Raw genomic sequence first — 14,565 nt, forward strand, 5'->3', positions numbered from 1 at the left:
GCTCAGTCGGTCGCGGCGGCGTCGGCGGCGATCGCGGCCAGAATCGCGTCGAGTTCGCCGGCCATGCTGTCCAGCGCGGCGCTGCCATAGGGCGCGAACACGGCCGAGGGCTGGCGGTAGGTGATGCGCGCGGTGCCGTCGGCATTCTCGGTCAGGTAATAGCGCAGCGGCGCCTCGATGCCGGCGGGAATGCTGGCCTCGAGCATGCGCACGGCGAAGTCGTTGCGATAGGTCTCGATCACCGCATTGCCCGGAATCTCGATGCCGCGCCCGGCGGCGCCGCGGCTGGCGCTCGGCTTGGCCAGCACCAGCATCTCGTGCGCCTCGATCGCCGCGACCATACGGTCGTAGAGGGCATCGAAGCCGTGCGGCGTCTCGATCTCGACGATTCCCGGATAGGGATAGTCGGCCGGGTCGGCCTGGGCCGCTCCGCCGACGGCAATGGACAGGCCGATGGCGGCCAGCATGGCGCGGGTCATGATTTCCTCCCTTGCTTGTTCGGGCCGCCTGCGCGGCCGGGTCGCCGCCTATTCGGCGGCGTGCGGCACGGTCCGTCCGGGGAAGGCCGCGTCGCCCGCGGCGTCCTGCAGGCGCGCCAGGCGGCCGAGCGCCCAGGCGTTGACCGGCCGGCGCGCCAGCCGCACCTGCAGCAGGCGTCGGCAGAGCTCGTCGGCGCCGGCGGCGGCCGTGCGGTCGATGAGCTGGCGCACGAACACGTCGCGCTGGGCATGGCTGCCGCCCAGCATCGGCAGGGCGTCCAACGTCGCCGCCAGCGCCCGCGCCGTGCCAAGGTCGGCCGGGTTGCGCGCCCCGGCACAATAGGCTTGCCCATAGGGCAGGGCGGCGGAAGCGAAGACCGGCGCCTGGTCGCCGGCGGCCCGGGTCGCCCGCTGCATGGCGGCGATCATGCGGTCCGCCTCCGGCCAGCGGTCGTTGGCGACCAGCGCCATCAGGTAGTGCAGGGCGGCGAAGCCGAGGGTGGTGTCCTCAGCCCGGCGCACGCACTTCTCGACCAGCTCGTCCCAGCGATGGCCGACGTCGACACCCTCGGCCTGCAGCCGCACCAGCAGCGAGATGCCGTTGGTCAGGTCGCGGAAATCGTCGGTCCGGTTGGCCCGCACCTTCTCGTCATAGACCGAAAGAACGCCGTCGAACTCATTGAAATCAAGCAGGAACAAAGCCCTGTGCCAGGCGATGTGATAGGCGAGGTTGCCGGTGCCGGCGATGTCGGCCGCGCCGCTGTCGAGCCAGTCCAAGCCGCCGCGCGCATCGTCGCGCGCCTCGTAGACATGGGCGACCGCGTGGAAGGCCCAGGCGTCGTCGTGGGCGAGGTCCAGCGCATGGCAGCCGATGCGTTCGGCATCGGCCAGGTCGCCGGTCTCCTCCAGCCCGAAGGCATGGCAGCCGTTCAGATAGCCGGCGCCCGGCACGTCGTCGGTCCAGGCCGGCAGCAACGCCGTGGTCGAGCGGCGCATGCCGGCGGGGTCGCCGATCATGAAGCGGATGCCGTGGACCAGCTTGGCGGCATAGCCGTCCAGCGGCCACCGGTCGAGCGCGTCGGCCAGCCGGTTGGCGGCGCTGGCGAACCAGCCGTCGCAGAAGATGGCCAGCGCCTCGACGTAGATCCGCTCGCGCGCGGTGCCGCCGCGCTCGGCCAGCACCCGGCGCGCGACGGCAAGCGATTCGCGGGCGGCGCCTCGCAGCTCCTGCCGGCCGAGGATCAGCGCGCAGAATCCACGCGCGCAGTGGCCGAGCAGCAGGTCGGGGTCGGCGTCGGTCACCGTCTTCAGCCGCGGCGCCGCGTCGGCGCCATGGGCCATGAAGCGGGTGACGAAAGCGTCGTAGCTGCGCACCGCTTCGGCATTGGCGGCGGTCATCGCCAGGCCGCGGCTGTCGTGGAAAATCTCGCTCAACGTCCTGCCATCCCGTCCTTGCCCTGGCGGTCGCGCCCGCGCACCGGCCGCCCCCTATGGCCCGGCGGCCGGGCCAATGCCAGTTAAGCCCGCGTAAAGCGCTGAATGGAAAGCAACAGTTGTCACACCGCCGTGACGACAAAGTGACGCCTGCGGGCGCGATCTGACGCGGTCTGGCCATGGGCGGCAGGGCAAGCAAGTGCTATGCCTGACGCGCGGATACGGATGACGACGGGTCGGCATGTCGACTGCGACGGAGAATATCGGCCGCGCGCCGGGCCTGCTTGCCGGCCTGCCGGCGGCGAGCCTGGCGGCGGCGGCAGTCGGCGCCGCGCTGCTGGCCGGCGGCGCGCTGGCGCTGGACCAGGCCTATGACTGGCGCCGCGCGGCGCAGCTCGCATTGGGTGCCGCGCTGGGCCTGACCCTGTACCACGCCGCCTTCGGCTTCACCGCGGCGTGGCGCCGTTTCATCGTCGAGCGGCGCGGCGACGGCCTGCGGGCGCAGATGCTGATGCTGGCCATCGCCGTGGCGCTGTTCTTCCCGGTGCTGGCCGAAGGCACGCTGTTCGGCCGCCAGGTCGGCGGCTTCGTCAACCCGGCCAGCACGGCGGTGATGATCGGCGCCTTCGTGTTCGGCATCGGCATGCAGCTGGGCGGCGCCTGCGCCAGCGGCACGCTGTTCACCGCCGGCGGCGGCAACGCGCGCATGGTGGTGACGCTGGCCTTCTTCATCGTCGGCTCCGTCGTCGCGACCGCACACCTGCCCTGGTGGCGGACCCTGCCGAGCCTGGGTCCGGTGTCGCTGCTGCGTGCGGCCGGCTGGCCGGCGGCGCTGGCGGCCAACCTGGCCGTCTTTGCCGCCATCGCCATTGTCACCCGGTGGCTGGAGAAGCGCCGCCACGGCAGCGTCGCGCGGCCGCCGCAGCCGGCGCGCCGGGGGCTCGGCCGGCTGCTGCAGGGGCCGTGGCCGCTGCTGCTGGGCGCGGTGCTGCTGGCGCTGCTCAATTTCGCCACCCTGGCGCTGACCGGCCGGCCCTGGGGCATCACCTCGGCCTTCGCGCTGTGGGGGGCGCAGCTGTTCGACGCCGTCGGCATCCCGGTGCGGGACTGGCCCTACTGGGCGAACCAGGCCGGCCGCATCGACGCCGGACCGTTCGCCGACACCACCTCGGTGATGAACTTCGGCATCATCGTCGGCGCGTTCATGGCGGCGGGGCTGGCCGGGCGGTTCGCGCCCTCGCTGCGCATTCCCGCGCGCTCGCTCGCCGCGGCGGTGCTCGGCGGGCTGATGCTGGGCTACGGCGCACGGCTGGCCTATGGCTGCAACATCGGTGCCTATTTCAGCGGCCTCGCTTCCGGCAGCCTGCACGGCTGGGTCTGGCTGGTGGCGGCATTCGCCGGCAACGCCGTCGGCGTGCGCCTGCGCCCCTGGTTCCGGCTGTAGCGATGGACTTCCGGCTCAGCGAGGAGCAGCGCGCGATCCGCACAATGGCGCGCGACTTCGCCGCCAACGAGATGGCACCGCAGGCCGCGCGCTGGGACGCGGACGGCATCTTCCCGATCGCCACGCTGCGTGCCGCGGCCGGCCTCGGCATGGCCGGCATGTTCGTGCCGGAGGACGACGGCGGCAGCGGGCTGGCGCGGCTCGACGCCGCGCTGGTGTTCGAGGAGCTGGCCCGCGCCTGCCCGTCGACGGCGGCTTTCCTGTCGATCCACAACATGGTCGGCTGGATGATCGCGACCTATGGCGACGCGGCACAGAAGGCCCGCCACCTGCCGGGCATGATGCGGCTGGACACCGTGGTCAGCTATTGCCTGACCGAGCCCGGCGCCGGATCGGACGCGGCGTCGTTGACCACCCGCGCCGTGCGCGACGGCGACGCCTATGTGCTCAACGGCGAAAAGTCTTTCATATCAGGCGGATCGGTTGCCGATCTCTATGCGGTGATGGCGCGCACCGGCGGTGCCGGCGCCGACGGCATCTCCTGCATCCTGGTCGAGAAGCCGTCGCCCGGCCTCGGCTTCGGCAAACTGGAGAGGAAGCTGGGCTGGCACAGCCAGCCGACGGCCGCGGTGGTGCTCGCCGACTGCCGGGTGCCGGCGGCCAACCGGCTGGGCGCGGAGGGCGAGGGCTTCCGCATCGCCATGCGCGCACTCGACGGCGGGCGCGTCAACATCGCCGCCTGCTCGCTGGGCGGCGCCGCCGCCTGCCTGGACCTCGCCCTCGACCACGCCCGCCAGCGCCGCCAGTTCGGCCGCCCGATCGCCGACTTCCAGGCGATCCAGTTCAAGCTGGCCGACATGGCGACCGAGCTGGAGGCCGCCCGGCTGATGGTGTGGCGCGCCGCCGCGGCGATCGACGCCGACGACCCCGAACGCAGCCGGCTCTGCGCCATGGCCAAGCGGCTGGCCACCGACCTGTGCTTCGGCATCTGCAACGCCGCGCTGCAAATCCACGGCGGCTACGGCTACCTGCAGGACTTCCCGATCGAGCGTTACGTCCGCGACCTGCGCGTCCACCAGATCCTGGAGGGCACCAACGAGATCATGCGGGTGATCGTCGCCCGCCGGCTGCTGCAGGACTGAGCGGCCCGGCGCTCAGGCCAGGCCGTAGGCGGCACGGATCGCCTTCGCCCAACGCGGCTTGGGATCGGGCAGCGCGAGATGCAGCAGGCAGAACCCGTCCCAGCCGGTCCTGTTGTCGCCCAGTGGCGGTGGCGGCGCCGTACGCCCGTGGCGGATGTCGTTGACCGCCGGTCTCGTCACCATGCATTCCCAACAGCAGGAAACGTAGCGGCTTTCTTCGGGCTCTTCCGGCCCTGCGTGGGACAGGTGGATCGCCATCGCCCAGCAGCGGGCGAACAGCGGCAGCATGAGATCGTCGCCCTCGTTGCCGTGGCCGTGGAAATAGCCGTGGCCGGGGTTCAGGCCCTCGAGCTGCTCCAGCGCCGGCGCGAAGAACATCGGCCGGCCGCAGACGCGGCAATGCCAGCCGTCGCCCTTCCACAGCGTGATACGTCCCAGTTCGCTCGGCCCCGCCATCTTCGCGCCTCCCATCTCCCGCCGCGATCGCGGCGCCGGTGTCATAGCACGCCGGCCGCCGCAAACGCCCGCAACGGCACAGATTCCCGATTGTCGGCCAATCCCGGATCGCCTAGCTTTCGGCGATGATCGAACGCGACGAAGCCCTTGCGCTGGCCTCGGGGGACGGGCCGGCGCTGGATGCGTTATGCCGGCGGGCGGCGGCCGTCCGCGATGCGGCCTGGGGCCGCGTCGTCACCTACAGCCGCAAGGTCTTCATCCCGCTGACCACCTATTGCCGCGACGACTGCGGCTATTGCGCCTTCGTCAGGCGGCCCGGCGACCCCGGCGCATCGCTGCTGAGCCCGGATGCCGTGCTGGCCATCGCCCGCGCCGGCCAGCGGGCGGGCTGCAAGGAAGCGCTGTTCAGCCTCGGCGAGAAGCCGGAGCTGCGCTATGCCGAGGCCCGCGCCGCGCTGGCCGCCCAGGGCCACGACCGGCTGATCGACTATCTCGCCGCCATGTGTGCGCTGGTGCTGCGCGAGACCGGGCTGCTGCCGCACGCCAATCCCGGCACGCTGGACGCCGACGACATCCGGCTGCTGAAGCCGGTGACCGGCAGCATGGGCATGATGCTGGAATCGACCAGCCGCCGGCTGACCCGGCCCGGCATGGCCCACCACCGTTGTCCGGACAAGGTGCCGGTACAGCGGCTGCGCACGCTGGAGCGGGCCGGCGAGGCCGGCGTGCCATTCACCACCGGCATCCTGATCGGCATCGGCGAGACCTGGGGCGAACGCATCGACGCGCTGCTGGCGATCCGCGACGCCCACCGCCGCCACCGCCACATCCAGGAGGTCATCGTCCAGAACTTCCGCGCCAAGCCGGGCACCGCGATGGCCGACCATCCGGAGCCGGACCACGCCGACATGCTGCGCACCATCGCGGTCGCGCGCCTGCTGCTCGACCCCGAGATCGGCGTGCAGGCGCCGCCGAACCTGGCCGACGCCTTCGGCGACTATGTCGGTGCCGGCATCAAGGACTGGGGCGGCGTCTCGCCGGTGACCGCCGACCACATCAACCCGGAGCGGGCCTGGCCGCTGATCGAGCGGCTGCGCGCCGCCACGGCTGCTGCCGGCTGCAGCCTGCGCGAGCGGCTGACGGTCTATCCGGCCTACATCGCCAGCGCCGAGCGCCACCTGGACCGCGCGATGCGCGAGCCGGTGCGCCGGCTGGCCGGCGCCGACGGGCTTGCGGCGGTGCCGGCATGAGCCTGATCGTCGACCATCGCCAGCGCAGCGCGGAGCAGTGGCTGCGGCTGGCCACGCCGGCGATCGCGCGCATCCTCGACCGGGCGCTGGCGGACGAGACCCTGTCGGAGGACGAGGGCGAGGCCCTGTTCGGCGCCGACGGCGACGACCTCGGCGCGCTGCTGGCCGCCGCCGACACGGTGCGCAGGCGCCGGGTCGGCGACGACGTCAGCTTCGTGGTCTGCCGCAACATCAACTTCACCAACATCTGCTACATGGGCTGCAAGTTCTGCGGCTTCGCCAAGCGCCGCGACGACCCCGGCGCGGAACTGCTGAGCCTGGACGAGGTCGCCCGCCGCGCGGTCGAGGCGCACGACCGCGGCGCGACCGAGGTCTGCATCCAGGGCGGCCTGCATCCGAAGATCGACGCCGGCCACTATCGCCGCATCGTCGAGGCGGTGATCGCGGCGGTGCCGGCCATGCACATCCACGCCTTCTCGCCGTTCGAGATCTGGTACGGCGCCGCCAAGGCCGGCGTGCCGGCGGCCGCGTTCATCGCGGAGCTGAAGGCGGCCGGCCTCGGTTCGATGCCGGGCACGGCGGCGGAAATCCTCGACACCGAGGTGCGCCGAAGGCTGACCCGCGACAAGCTGACCGCCGACGAATGGGTCGCCATCATCCGCGCCGCCCATTCGGTGGCGATGCCGACCACCGCGACGATCATGTACGGCCACATCGACGGCCCGCGCCACTGGGCCCGCCACATCGGCCTGATCCGCGCCATCCAGCGCGAGACCGGCGGCTTCACCGAGTTCGTGCCGCTGGGCTTCATCCACTACGATTCGCCGCTGTACCTGAACGAGCCCGGCGTGCGCCCCGGGCCGACCGCGGCGGAGCATGTGCGCATGCACGCGGTCGCGCGGCTGATGCTGGCCGGCGCGATCGACAACATCCAGGCGTCGTGGGTGAAGCTGGGGCCGGACTTCGCCCAGGCGATGCTGGACTGCGGCGTCAACGACCTGGGCGGCACGCTGATGAACGAAAGCATCAGCCGCGCCGCCGGCGCCCGGCACGGCCAGGAGGTGACGCCGGCCGAGATGGTCGCCATCATCCGTGGCGCCGGCCGGCGGCCGGTGCGGCGGACCACGCTGTACGAGACGGCCGAGACCTACGACGACCACGACCCGCCGGCGCAGGCGCCGCTGGTGCCGCGCACGGCCGCCGACGCGGCAGGCCGCCATGGCTGACATCGTTGTCATGGCCGGCGGGGTCGGCGGCGCCAAGTTCGTCGACGGGCTGGCGCAGACCGCCGGGCAGCCCCGGCTCACGGTCATCGGCAACACCGGCGACGATGCCGAATTCCACGGGCTGTGGGTCTCGCCCGACATGGACATCCTGACCTACACGCTGGCCGACGTGGTCGACCACGCCAAGGGCTGGGGCTATCGCGGCGACAGCTTCGCAAGCCAGGAGCGGCCTGCGCGCTCGGCAACGACACCTGGATGAACCTGGGCGACCGCGACCTCGCCGCACCACCTCCTGCGCACCCAGCTGCGGCGCGCCGGCACACGGCCACCGCCATCGCCGGGCGGATTGCCCGTGCGCTGGGCGTCAGGGCCACCATGCTGCCGGCCACCGACAGCGACATCCAGACCCTGATCGAAACGCCAGGCGGCACGCTGAACTTCCAGGAGTTCTTCGTGCGCGACCGCGCAGGCCGCCAGTCCGCGGCGTGCGCTTCGACGGCGCGGCGGCGGCGGAGCCGGCGGAGGTGGTGGCCGCACTGACCGGCGCGCGGCTGATCCTGATCGCGCCGGTAACCCGGTGGCCAGCATCGGCCCGATGCTGGCGGTGCCAGGCGTGCGCGCCGCGCTTGCCGCGCGGCGGCGCCTACGGATCGCGGTCAGCCCGATCGTCGGCGGCCGCTCGCTGAAGGGCCCGTCCGACCGCATGCTGCGCAGCCAGGGCCTGCGGTCCGACCCGGCCGGCGTCGCCGCCTGCTACGACGGCTGATCGACTACGCCATGGTGGTCGACGTGCGCGACAGCGCCATGCCGCCGCCCTGCGTGCCCGCGGCGTTGCCGTTGCGGTCACCGACACCGTGATGCGCGACCGCGCCGACCGCGCCGCTTCGCCGCGGAGTGCTCGACTGGGCCGAGGCGCCGGCCACGCCGTTCCGACGCAGCGCATGAGCGACCTGGTCATCGTCGTGCCGGTCAAGGATCCCGCCGGCGCCAAGCAGCGGCTGGCGGCGATGCTGCCGCAGCGATCCGCACGCGCTGGCGCTGCGGCTGCTCGACCGCACGCTCGGCGACCTCGCCCGCTTCGCGCCGGAGGTCGACCGGCTGGTGGTGTGCGACACCGAACGCCTGCGGCCAGCAGCCGAACGGCACGGCGCCGCCTTCCTGCGACCGGCCGGCGAGGGGGAGACGACGGCGGTGGAGCGGGCGGCGGCCTGGAGCATCGCGCGCGGCTATGCGGCACAGCTGGTCATTCCCGCCGACATGGCCCGGCTCGACCGCGCCGACGTGCGCACGCTGGTCGAGGCGCCGCGGCTGGCGCCGAGCCTGATCCATGTGCCCGGCGGTCGGCGACGACGGCACCAACGCGATCCTGGCGAGCCCGCCGGACGCGATTCCCTGTCGTTTCGGCGCCCGCTCGTTCGACGGCTACCTGGCGCGGGCGCGCGAGGCCGGCATTCCCTGCCGGGTGCTGCGGCTGTGGCCACTCGTGCTCCTTTATCGACACGCCCGACGACGCCCGCGCTTTCGTCGACGACAACCCAGAGGACCTGATCGCCCGATGGCTGACCGAGCAGCTGGCGCCGGCCGAGTCCTGATCGAGGCCATCGCCGGCCGCGACTGCAGGCCGGCGACGACCTGGGCGCGTCTGCAGGAGCCGCGGCGGAACAGGGCGTGGCTGCGCGACGACGACGTGCTGGCGGTGGCGCAGAAGGCGGTTTCAAGGTGGAGGGCCGCGTGGTCCCGCTGGCGGGCGTCGCGGTCGGCGACGAGGCCGCGGCGCTGGCGGTGCGCACCGGCAAGGACGCGGCCAAGGTGCAGCTGATCCTCGATGAGCGCCGCGGTGCTGCGTGCGACCGCGCGGACGGCAGACCGCGACGGCGTGATCATCGTGCGGCATCGGCTCGGCTTCATCTGCGCCAATGCCCGGAATCGGCGAGTCAACGGTGGAACAACAGGTTGTGTGTGTTGCCCGCATGATCCCGACGCCAGCGCCGACGCCATCCGTGCACGGATCGCGGCACATAGCAGCTGTGCCGTCGGCGTCGCGGTCACCGACAGCTTCGGCCGGCCGTGGCGGCTGGGCCAGGTCAACGTCGCGATCGGGCTGGCCGGGCTGCCGGCGCTGCGCGACCTGGCCGGCAGCGCCGACGCCGACGGCCGCCCGCTGAAGGCGACCATGCCGGCGCTGGCCGACGAGATCGCCGCCGCCTCCGGGCTGGCGGTGGCCAAGGCCGGCCGCACGCCGGTGGTGCTGCTGCGCGGCCTCGACATGACCGGCGCGGCGCAACCCGCCGCCGCCCTGCTGCGACCAGCCAAGGAGGACCTGTTCCTATGACCGAGCAATCGAAACCGGTGGCCATCGTCGGCGGCACCGGCCCGCAGGGCCGCGGCGTCGCGCTGCGGCTGGCAAAGGCCGGCATTTCCGTCGTGATCGGCTCGCGCGAGGCCGCACGGGCGGCCGAGGTGGCGGCCGAGCTCAACGGCCGCCTCGGCAACGCTGCGGCGCCGATCGCCGGCGCCGACAATGCCGGCGCGCTGGCCGACGCCCGCATCGTGATGCTGGCCGTGCCCTATGCCGGCCACGACGCGACCCTGCAGGCGATCCGCCCGCATCTGGCCGGCAAGGTGCTGGTCGACCTGGTGGTGCCGCTGCGCGCCGGCGACCCGAAGGCCGTCGACATGCCGGCCGAAGGCTCGGCGACCGAGCGCGCGCAGGCGCTGGTCGGGCCGGAGGTACCGGTGGTCGGCGCGTTGCACAACGTCTCGGCAACGGTGCTGAACGACATCGACCATCCGATCACCTGCGACATCCTGATCGCCGGCAACGACGTCGAGGCGAAGAAGGAGGTGGCCGCCCTGATCGAGCGGATGGGGGTCGCCGTCTACAACTGCGGACCGGCAGAAAATGCGCGCTGCATTGAGGCTTTGACGCCGATCCTCATTCGGCTCAACATATCGAAAGCGACGCCATTCAAGCACGCCGGAATCAGGATCTGGCCCGAGGGCCACTGACCGGCGCCGCACGCACACCGACAGCGACACGGGGGAAGCCAGCGATGGAATTCGGCATCTGTTTCAAGGGAAGCATCGATCCGCAGCGCACGGTGGCGCTATGCAAGCAGGCCGAGGAGGCCGGCTTCACCTATGGCTGGTTCTACGATTCGCATGTGCTTTGGCGGCAGTGCTTCGTGACCATGGCGATGGCCATGGAGCACACCCGCAACATGAAGTTCGGGCCCTGCGTCACCAACCCGGCGGTGCGCGACTGGTCGGAGGCGGCCTCGATCTTCCTGACCCTGGCGGTGCAGGCGCAGAACCGGGTCCTGGTCGGGCTCGGCCGCGGCGACAGCTCGCGCCGGGTGATGGGCCACAAGCCGGCGACCGTCGGCCGGATGGTCGAGTTCGCCGAGAAGCTGAAGGCGATGGTGCGCGGCGACGAGGTGACCTACGACGACAGCCCGAACCCGATCCAGTTCACCTGGTCGAACGGCTATGAGCTGCCGGTCTGGATCGCCGCCTATGGCCCGAAGGCGCTGGAGGCGGCCGGCACCGCCGGCGACGGCCTGATCATCCAGCTGGCCGAGCCGAGCCTGTGCAAGTGGTTCACCGACCAGGCGGTCGCCGCCGGCAAGGCCGCGGGCAAGGACATGTCGGGCTATCAGGTGATGTCGGCCGCGCCGGTGTGGGTCGGCGACATGGAGAAGGGCCGGGAGCAGACCCGCTGGTTCCCGGCGATGGTCGGCAACCACGTCGCCGACATCGTCGAGAAGTACGGCAAGGACACCCACCTGGTGCCGGACAGCTTCACCGCCTATATCGAGCGCCGCAAGGGCTACGACTACAAGAAGCACGCCGACAAGGACGCCGACCACCTGGACTTCATCACCGACGACATCGTCGAGGCGTTCTCGATTCTCGGCCCGGCGGAGGCCCATGTCGAGAAGCTGCAGCAGCTGGAGGCGGCCGGCGTCACCCAGTTCAACATCTACCTGATGTGCGGCGAGGAGGAGCGCCAGCTCGCCGAGTATCGCGAACATGTGATCCCGCACTTCCGGTAGGGTTGGGCTCCCTCGCACAGACAACGGGCGTCATGCCCGGCCCTGAGCCGGGCATCTCGGGGGGAAGGAGCCCCGTCCCGAAGAAATCCCCGGGACTAGCCCGGGGATGACGCATTGGGGGTGAGATGACGCGACGCGGGCGGACGCAGGAGCCAGATAGCGCGAGCCGGCGCCCATGCGGCTGATCCTGCGCAGCCCGTCAGCGGTGTTCGGAATCGCGATCATCCTGCTGACCGTGCTTGCAGCAGCCTTCGCGCCCTGGCTGGCACCATACGACTACAAGGAACAGCTGTTCGAGGGGCTGACGCTGGAAGGCTCGCCGCTGCCGCCCGGCGGCGACTTCCTGCTCGGCACCGACACGCTGGGCCGCGACCTGCTGAGCCGGATGATGTTCGGCGCGCGCACCTCGCTGATCGTCGGCGTCGTCTCCAACGGCGCGGCGGTGCTGATCGGCGCCGCGCTCGGCGCCGTCGCCGGCTATCTGCGCGGCCGCGCCGGTGCCGCCATCATGCGCTTCACCGACCTGATGATGGCCTTTCCCGCGCTGCTGCTGGCGATCGCGCTGGCGGCGATCATCGGGCCCAGCTTCTGGATCGTCGCGCTGGTCATCGCGCTGGTGAACTGGGTGCAGGTCGCGCGCGTGATCTACACCGAGACCACCGCGCTGGCCGAGCGCGAATATGTCGAGGCGGCGCGAGCGCTGGGCGCCGACCACCTGCGCATCCTGTTCGTCCACATCGTGCCGCACCTGGTGCCGACCATGCTGGTCTGGGCGACGCTGGGCATCAGCACCACAGTGCTGCTGGAAGCGACGCTGTCGTTCCTCGGCATCGGCGTGCGCCCACCGGAACCGTCGTGGGGCAACATCATCTTCGAGAGCCAGAGCTACTTCTCCAGCGCGCCCTGGCTGGTGTTCATCCCCGGCTTCGCCATCCTGGCGCTGGCGCTGTCGTTCAACCTGGTCGGCGACGCGCTCAGGGATGCGCTGGACCCGACCCAGCGGGGGCGGCGCTGATGGGCCTGTTCCTCGCGCGGCGGCTGGGCCAGGCGGTGCTGATCCTGCTCGGCGTCTCGATCATCACGTTCCTGCTGGTCTACCTGATCCCGGCCGACCCGGCGCGGATGATCGCCGGCCGCAATGCGACCGAGGACACGGTCGAGTCCATCCGCCGCCAGCTCGGGCTGGACCGCTCGCTGGTCGAGCAGTACGCGATCTATCTGGTCAACCTGCTGCAGGGCGATTTCGGCCGCTCGTACATGCAGCGCACCGAGGTCGGCGAGCTGCTGCTCAGCCGGCTGCCGGCGACCCTGCAGCTGATGGCCGGCGGCATCTTCTTCGAGCTGCTGATCGGCATTCCCGCCGGCGTGGCGGCGGCGGCGAACCGCGGCCGTTTCGTCGACCGCGTGGTGATGTTCTCCGCCTTCGTCGGCGTGTCGGCGCCGCAGTTCCTGGTCGGCATCCTGCTGCTCTACGTGTTCTCGGTGCAGCTGGGCTGGCCGCCGCTGCGCGGCTACGGCGCGCTGGAGAACCTGCTGCTGCCGGCGCTGACCCTCGGCATCCTCGGCGGCGGCTGGTATGCGCGGATGATGCGCTCGGCGATGGTCGACGTGCTCCGGCGCGACTACATCCGCACCGCCCGCGCCAAGGGCGCCGGCGCCGGCCGCATCCTGGTCGTGCACGGCATGCGCAACGCGATCCTGCCGATCGTCGCGATGATCGGGCTCGACATCGGCATCTTCATGTCGGGCGTGGTGGTGGTGGAATCGGTGTTCGGCTGGCCCGGCATCGGCCAGCTGGCCTGGCAGGCGATCCAGAAGCTCGACATCCCGATCATCATGGGCGTCACGCTGGTCGCCGCGCTGGCCATCGTGATCGGCAACCTGATCGCCGACCTGGTCGCGCCGCTGATCGACCCGCGGATCAAGCTGAGGGGGTAGGTGGCGAAAGGACGGTCGCGGAGATAGTTGACTCCGTCAACTAATTGGCGCTCCAATCGGTCAACGCAACGGGGTGTCCATGCCATGACCGTCCTCGTGCAGCCCGAACCCGCGGCTCAGCTGCGCCGCTTCAACCGCTTCTACACCCGCCGCCTGGGCCTGCTCGGCGAGCATTTCCTGGAAAGCCCCTACAGCCTGGCCGAGAGCCGGGTGCTGTACGAGATCGGACACCGCACCACCGCGACCGCGGCGGTGCTGCGGGCGGAGCTGGGCCTCGACGCCGGCTATCTAAGCCGCATCCTGCGCCGCCTGCAGGCCGACGGCATGGTCGCCCGGCGCCGCGACGAGGCCGACCGCCGGCAGTACGGGCTGTGGCTGACCGACGCCGGCCGGGCGCTGTTCGCCCGGCTGGAGGCGCGCGCGCAGGCGGATGCGACGGCCATGCTGGACCGGCTTTCGCCGGCGGAGCAGGACCGGCTGGTCGACGCGATGGCGATGCTGCAGCGCAGGCTGCAGGACGCGCCGGCCGACGCGGACGACTCAAGCATCGTGCTGCGGCCGCACCGGGTCGGCGACATGGGCTGGATCGTCCACCGGACCGCCCTGATCTACGCCGAGACCCTGGGCTGGACCGGCGCCTTCGAGGGCGTGTTCGCGGAAATCGTCGGCCGCTTCCTCACGCGCTTCGACCCGGCGCGCGAACGCGCCTGGATCGCCGAGCGCGACGGCACGATCCTGGGCGCGGTCTTCCTGGCCCGCGACAGCGACGCGGTGGCACGGCTGCGCATGCTGTACGTGGAGCCGGCGGCACGCGGCCACGGCGTCGGCACCCGGCTGGTCGACGCGTGCATCGCCTTCGCCCGCGCCAGCGGCTATCGCCGCATCGTGCTGTGGACCTACGACATGCTGGCATCGGCGCGCCGCATCTACCAGGCGGCCGGCTTCGCGCTGGTCGACGAGGTCGAGGAAGACGCCTTCGGCCATCGCATGCGCAGCCAGAGCTGGGCGCTGGAGCTGTAGCCGCACCGCCGCACGGCCGAAAGCCGCCGGAAATCGCACGGCGAGGCACGATCCTTGCGACGACGGCTTGCGGCACACCGGCCGCCATTGCTCTAATGGCGCCCAGCGGCATTCACGACAC

General features: G+C 71.7%; 19 protein-coding genes. 15 read left to right on the forward strand and 4 right to left on the reverse strand.

What is annotated here, in order from left to right; all coding sequences use genetic code 11:
* Positions 1–2: 2 nt before the first annotated feature.
* Positions 3–479, reverse strand: coding sequence for a DUF302 domain-containing protein (locus R3F55_04390; protein MEZ5666670.1), 477 nt, complete (start codon positions 477–479; stop codon positions 3–5).
* Between the two features lie 48 nt (positions 480–527).
* Positions 528–1,913 carry a tetratricopeptide repeat protein gene (locus R3F55_04395; protein ID MEZ5666671.1) on the reverse strand — a complete coding sequence of 462 codons (1,386 nt, stop codon included), beginning with the start codon at positions 1,911–1,913 and terminating at the stop codon, positions 528–530.
* Between the two features lie 241 nt (positions 1,914–2,154).
* Here R3F55_04395 and R3F55_04400 point away from each other — a divergent pair, with 241 nt between their 5' ends.
* Positions 2,155–3,357 (forward strand): YeeE/YedE family protein, encoded by a 1,203-nt coding sequence (locus tag R3F55_04400; protein MEZ5666672.1) that lies wholly within the window; start codon positions 2,155–2,157, stop codon positions 3,355–3,357.
* Between the two features lie 2 nt (positions 3,358–3,359).
* Positions 3,360–4,499 (forward strand): acyl-CoA dehydrogenase family protein, encoded by a 1,140-nt coding sequence (locus R3F55_04405; GenBank protein ID MEZ5666673.1) that lies wholly within the window; start codon positions 3,360–3,362, stop codon positions 4,497–4,499.
* Positions 4,500–4,511: 12 nt separating this feature from the next.
* Here the strand turns inward: R3F55_04405 and R3F55_04410 are convergent, their stop codons facing one another.
* Positions 4,512–4,955, reverse strand: a complete 444-nt coding sequence (locus R3F55_04410) for a hypothetical protein (GenBank protein MEZ5666674.1) — start codon at positions 4,953–4,955, stop codon at positions 4,512–4,514.
* A 125-nt stretch (positions 4,956–5,080) separates the two neighbouring features.
* Here R3F55_04410 and cofG point away from each other — a divergent pair, with 125 nt between their 5' ends.
* From cofG to R3F55_04435, 5 genes are read left to right on the forward strand one after another with little or no spacing between them, the layout of a single operon-like run.
* Positions 5,081–6,205 carry a 7,8-didemethyl-8-hydroxy-5-deazariboflavin synthase CofG gene (cofG, locus tag R3F55_04415; protein MEZ5666675.1) on the forward strand — a complete coding sequence of 375 codons (1,125 nt, stop codon included), beginning with the start codon at positions 5,081–5,083 and terminating at the stop codon, positions 6,203–6,205.
* Entirely contained in the window at positions 6,202–7,431 is a 1,230-nt protein-coding gene (gene cofH / locus R3F55_04420; GenBank protein MEZ5666676.1) for a 5-amino-6-(D-ribitylamino)uracil--L-tyrosine 4-hydroxyphenyl transferase CofH, read from the forward strand. The genes cofG and cofH overlap by 4 nt, the downstream gene beginning before the upstream one ends.
* Complete coding sequence (locus R3F55_04425) at positions 7,424–7,690, forward strand: 2-phospho-L-lactate transferase CofD family protein (protein MEZ5666677.1); 267 nt, start codon at positions 7,424–7,426, stop codon at positions 7,688–7,690. Before cofH ends, R3F55_04425 begins: the two co-directional genes overlap by 8 nt.
* Positions 7,687–7,971 carry a hypothetical protein gene (locus tag R3F55_04430; protein MEZ5666678.1) on the forward strand — a complete coding sequence of 95 codons (285 nt, stop codon included), beginning with the start codon at positions 7,687–7,689 and terminating at the stop codon, positions 7,969–7,971. The genes R3F55_04425 and R3F55_04430 overlap by 4 nt, the downstream gene beginning before the upstream one ends.
* A gap of 37 nt (positions 7,972–8,008) precedes the next feature.
* Positions 8,009–8,197 (forward strand): hypothetical protein, encoded by a 189-nt coding sequence (locus tag R3F55_04435; protein ID MEZ5666679.1) that lies wholly within the window; start codon positions 8,009–8,011, stop codon positions 8,195–8,197.
* A gap of 4 nt (positions 8,198–8,201) precedes the next feature.
* Here the strand turns inward: R3F55_04435 and R3F55_04440 are convergent, their stop codons facing one another.
* Entirely contained in the window at positions 8,202–8,546 is a 345-nt protein-coding gene (locus R3F55_04440; GenBank protein ID MEZ5666680.1) for a hypothetical protein, read from the reverse strand.
* Between R3F55_04440 and R3F55_04445 the strand changes: the two genes are divergently transcribed.
* From R3F55_04445 to R3F55_04480, 8 genes are all read left to right on the forward strand, one after another.
* Complete coding sequence (locus tag R3F55_04445) at positions 8,533–8,979, forward strand: hypothetical protein (GenBank protein ID MEZ5666681.1); 447 nt, start codon at positions 8,533–8,535, stop codon at positions 8,977–8,979. The genes R3F55_04440 and R3F55_04445 overlap by 14 nt on opposite strands.
* 183 nt (positions 8,980–9,162) lie before the next feature.
* Positions 9,163–9,405, forward strand: a complete 243-nt coding sequence (locus tag R3F55_04450; GenBank protein MEZ5666682.1) for a hypothetical protein — start codon at positions 9,163–9,165, stop codon at positions 9,403–9,405.
* Positions 9,317–9,763, forward strand: a complete 447-nt coding sequence (locus R3F55_04455) for a coenzyme F420-0:L-glutamate ligase (protein MEZ5666683.1) — start codon at positions 9,317–9,319, stop codon at positions 9,761–9,763. Before R3F55_04450 ends, R3F55_04455 begins: the two co-directional genes overlap by 89 nt.
* Positions 9,760–10,440, forward strand: coding sequence for an NADPH-dependent F420 reductase (gene npdG, locus R3F55_04460; GenBank protein MEZ5666684.1), 681 nt, complete (start codon positions 9,760–9,762; stop codon positions 10,438–10,440). The genes R3F55_04455 and npdG overlap by 4 nt, the downstream gene beginning before the upstream one ends.
* A 44-nt stretch (positions 10,441–10,484) precedes the next feature.
* Entirely contained in the window at positions 10,485–11,486 is a 1,002-nt protein-coding gene (locus R3F55_04465; protein MEZ5666685.1) for a TIGR03842 family LLM class F420-dependent oxidoreductase, read from the forward strand.
* 175 nt (positions 11,487–11,661) lie between these two features.
* Entirely contained in the window at positions 11,662–12,501 is an 840-nt protein-coding gene (locus R3F55_04470; GenBank protein MEZ5666686.1) for an ABC transporter permease, read from the forward strand.
* The gene (locus R3F55_04475; GenBank protein MEZ5666687.1) at positions 12,501–13,424 is read left to right on the forward strand and encodes an ABC transporter permease; all 924 of its coding nucleotides are present in this window, start codon (positions 12,501–12,503) and stop codon (positions 13,422–13,424) included. Before R3F55_04470 ends, R3F55_04475 begins: the two co-directional genes overlap by 1 nt.
* An 84-nt stretch (positions 13,425–13,508) precedes the next feature.
* On the forward strand, positions 13,509–14,444 hold the full coding sequence (locus R3F55_04480; protein ID MEZ5666688.1) for a helix-turn-helix domain-containing GNAT family N-acetyltransferase: 936 nt from the start codon (positions 13,509–13,511) through the stop codon (positions 14,442–14,444).
* The last annotated feature ends 121 nt before the right edge of the window (positions 14,445–14,565 follow it).

This window comes from Alphaproteobacteria bacterium (assembly GCA_041396705.1).
In the GTDB taxonomy this organism is placed as follows: Bacteria; Pseudomonadota; Alphaproteobacteria; order CALKHQ01; family CALKHQ01; genus CALKHQ01.

Excerpts from the sequence above, each read along its gene's own strand:
- R3F55_04430 (MEZ5666678.1), top strand. The coding sequence starts at position 7,687 with ATGAACCTGGGCGACCGCGACCTCGCCGCACCACCTCCTGCGCACCCA.
- cofG (MEZ5666675.1), top strand. The coding sequence starts at position 5,081 with ATGATCGAACGCGACGAAGCCCTTGCGCTGGCCTCGGGGGACGGGCCG.
- R3F55_04425 (MEZ5666677.1), top strand. The coding sequence starts at position 7,424 with ATGGCTGACATCGTTGTCATGGCCGGCGGGGTCGGCGGCGCCAAGTTC.
- R3F55_04465 (MEZ5666685.1), top strand. The coding sequence starts at position 10,485 with ATGGAATTCGGCATCTGTTTCAAGGGAAGCATCGATCCGCAGCGCACG.
- R3F55_04405 (MEZ5666673.1), top strand. The coding sequence starts at position 3,360 with ATGGACTTCCGGCTCAGCGAGGAGCAGCGCGCGATCCGCACAATGGCG.
- R3F55_04470 (MEZ5666686.1), top strand. The coding sequence starts at position 11,662 with ATGCGGCTGATCCTGCGCAGCCCGTCAGCGGTGTTCGGAATCGCGATC.
- R3F55_04480 (MEZ5666688.1), top strand. The coding sequence starts at position 13,509 with ATGACCGTCCTCGTGCAGCCCGAACCCGCGGCTCAGCTGCGCCGCTTC.
- cofH (MEZ5666676.1), top strand. The coding sequence starts at position 6,202 with ATGAGCCTGATCGTCGACCATCGCCAGCGCAGCGCGGAGCAGTGGCTG.
- R3F55_04400 (MEZ5666672.1), top strand. The coding sequence starts at position 2,155 with ATGTCGACTGCGACGGAGAATATCGGCCGCGCGCCGGGCCTGCTTGCC.
- R3F55_04410 (MEZ5666674.1), bottom strand. The coding sequence starts at position 4,955 with ATGGCGGGGCCGAGCGAACTGGGACGTATCACGCTGTGGAAGGGCGAC.
- R3F55_04475 (MEZ5666687.1), top strand. The coding sequence starts at position 12,501 with ATGGGCCTGTTCCTCGCGCGGCGGCTGGGCCAGGCGGTGCTGATCCTG.
- npdG (MEZ5666684.1), top strand. The coding sequence starts at position 9,760 with ATGACCGAGCAATCGAAACCGGTGGCCATCGTCGGCGGCACCGGCCCG.
- R3F55_04390 (MEZ5666670.1), bottom strand. The coding sequence starts at position 479 with ATGACCCGCGCCATGCTGGCCGCCATCGGCCTGTCCATTGCCGTCGGC.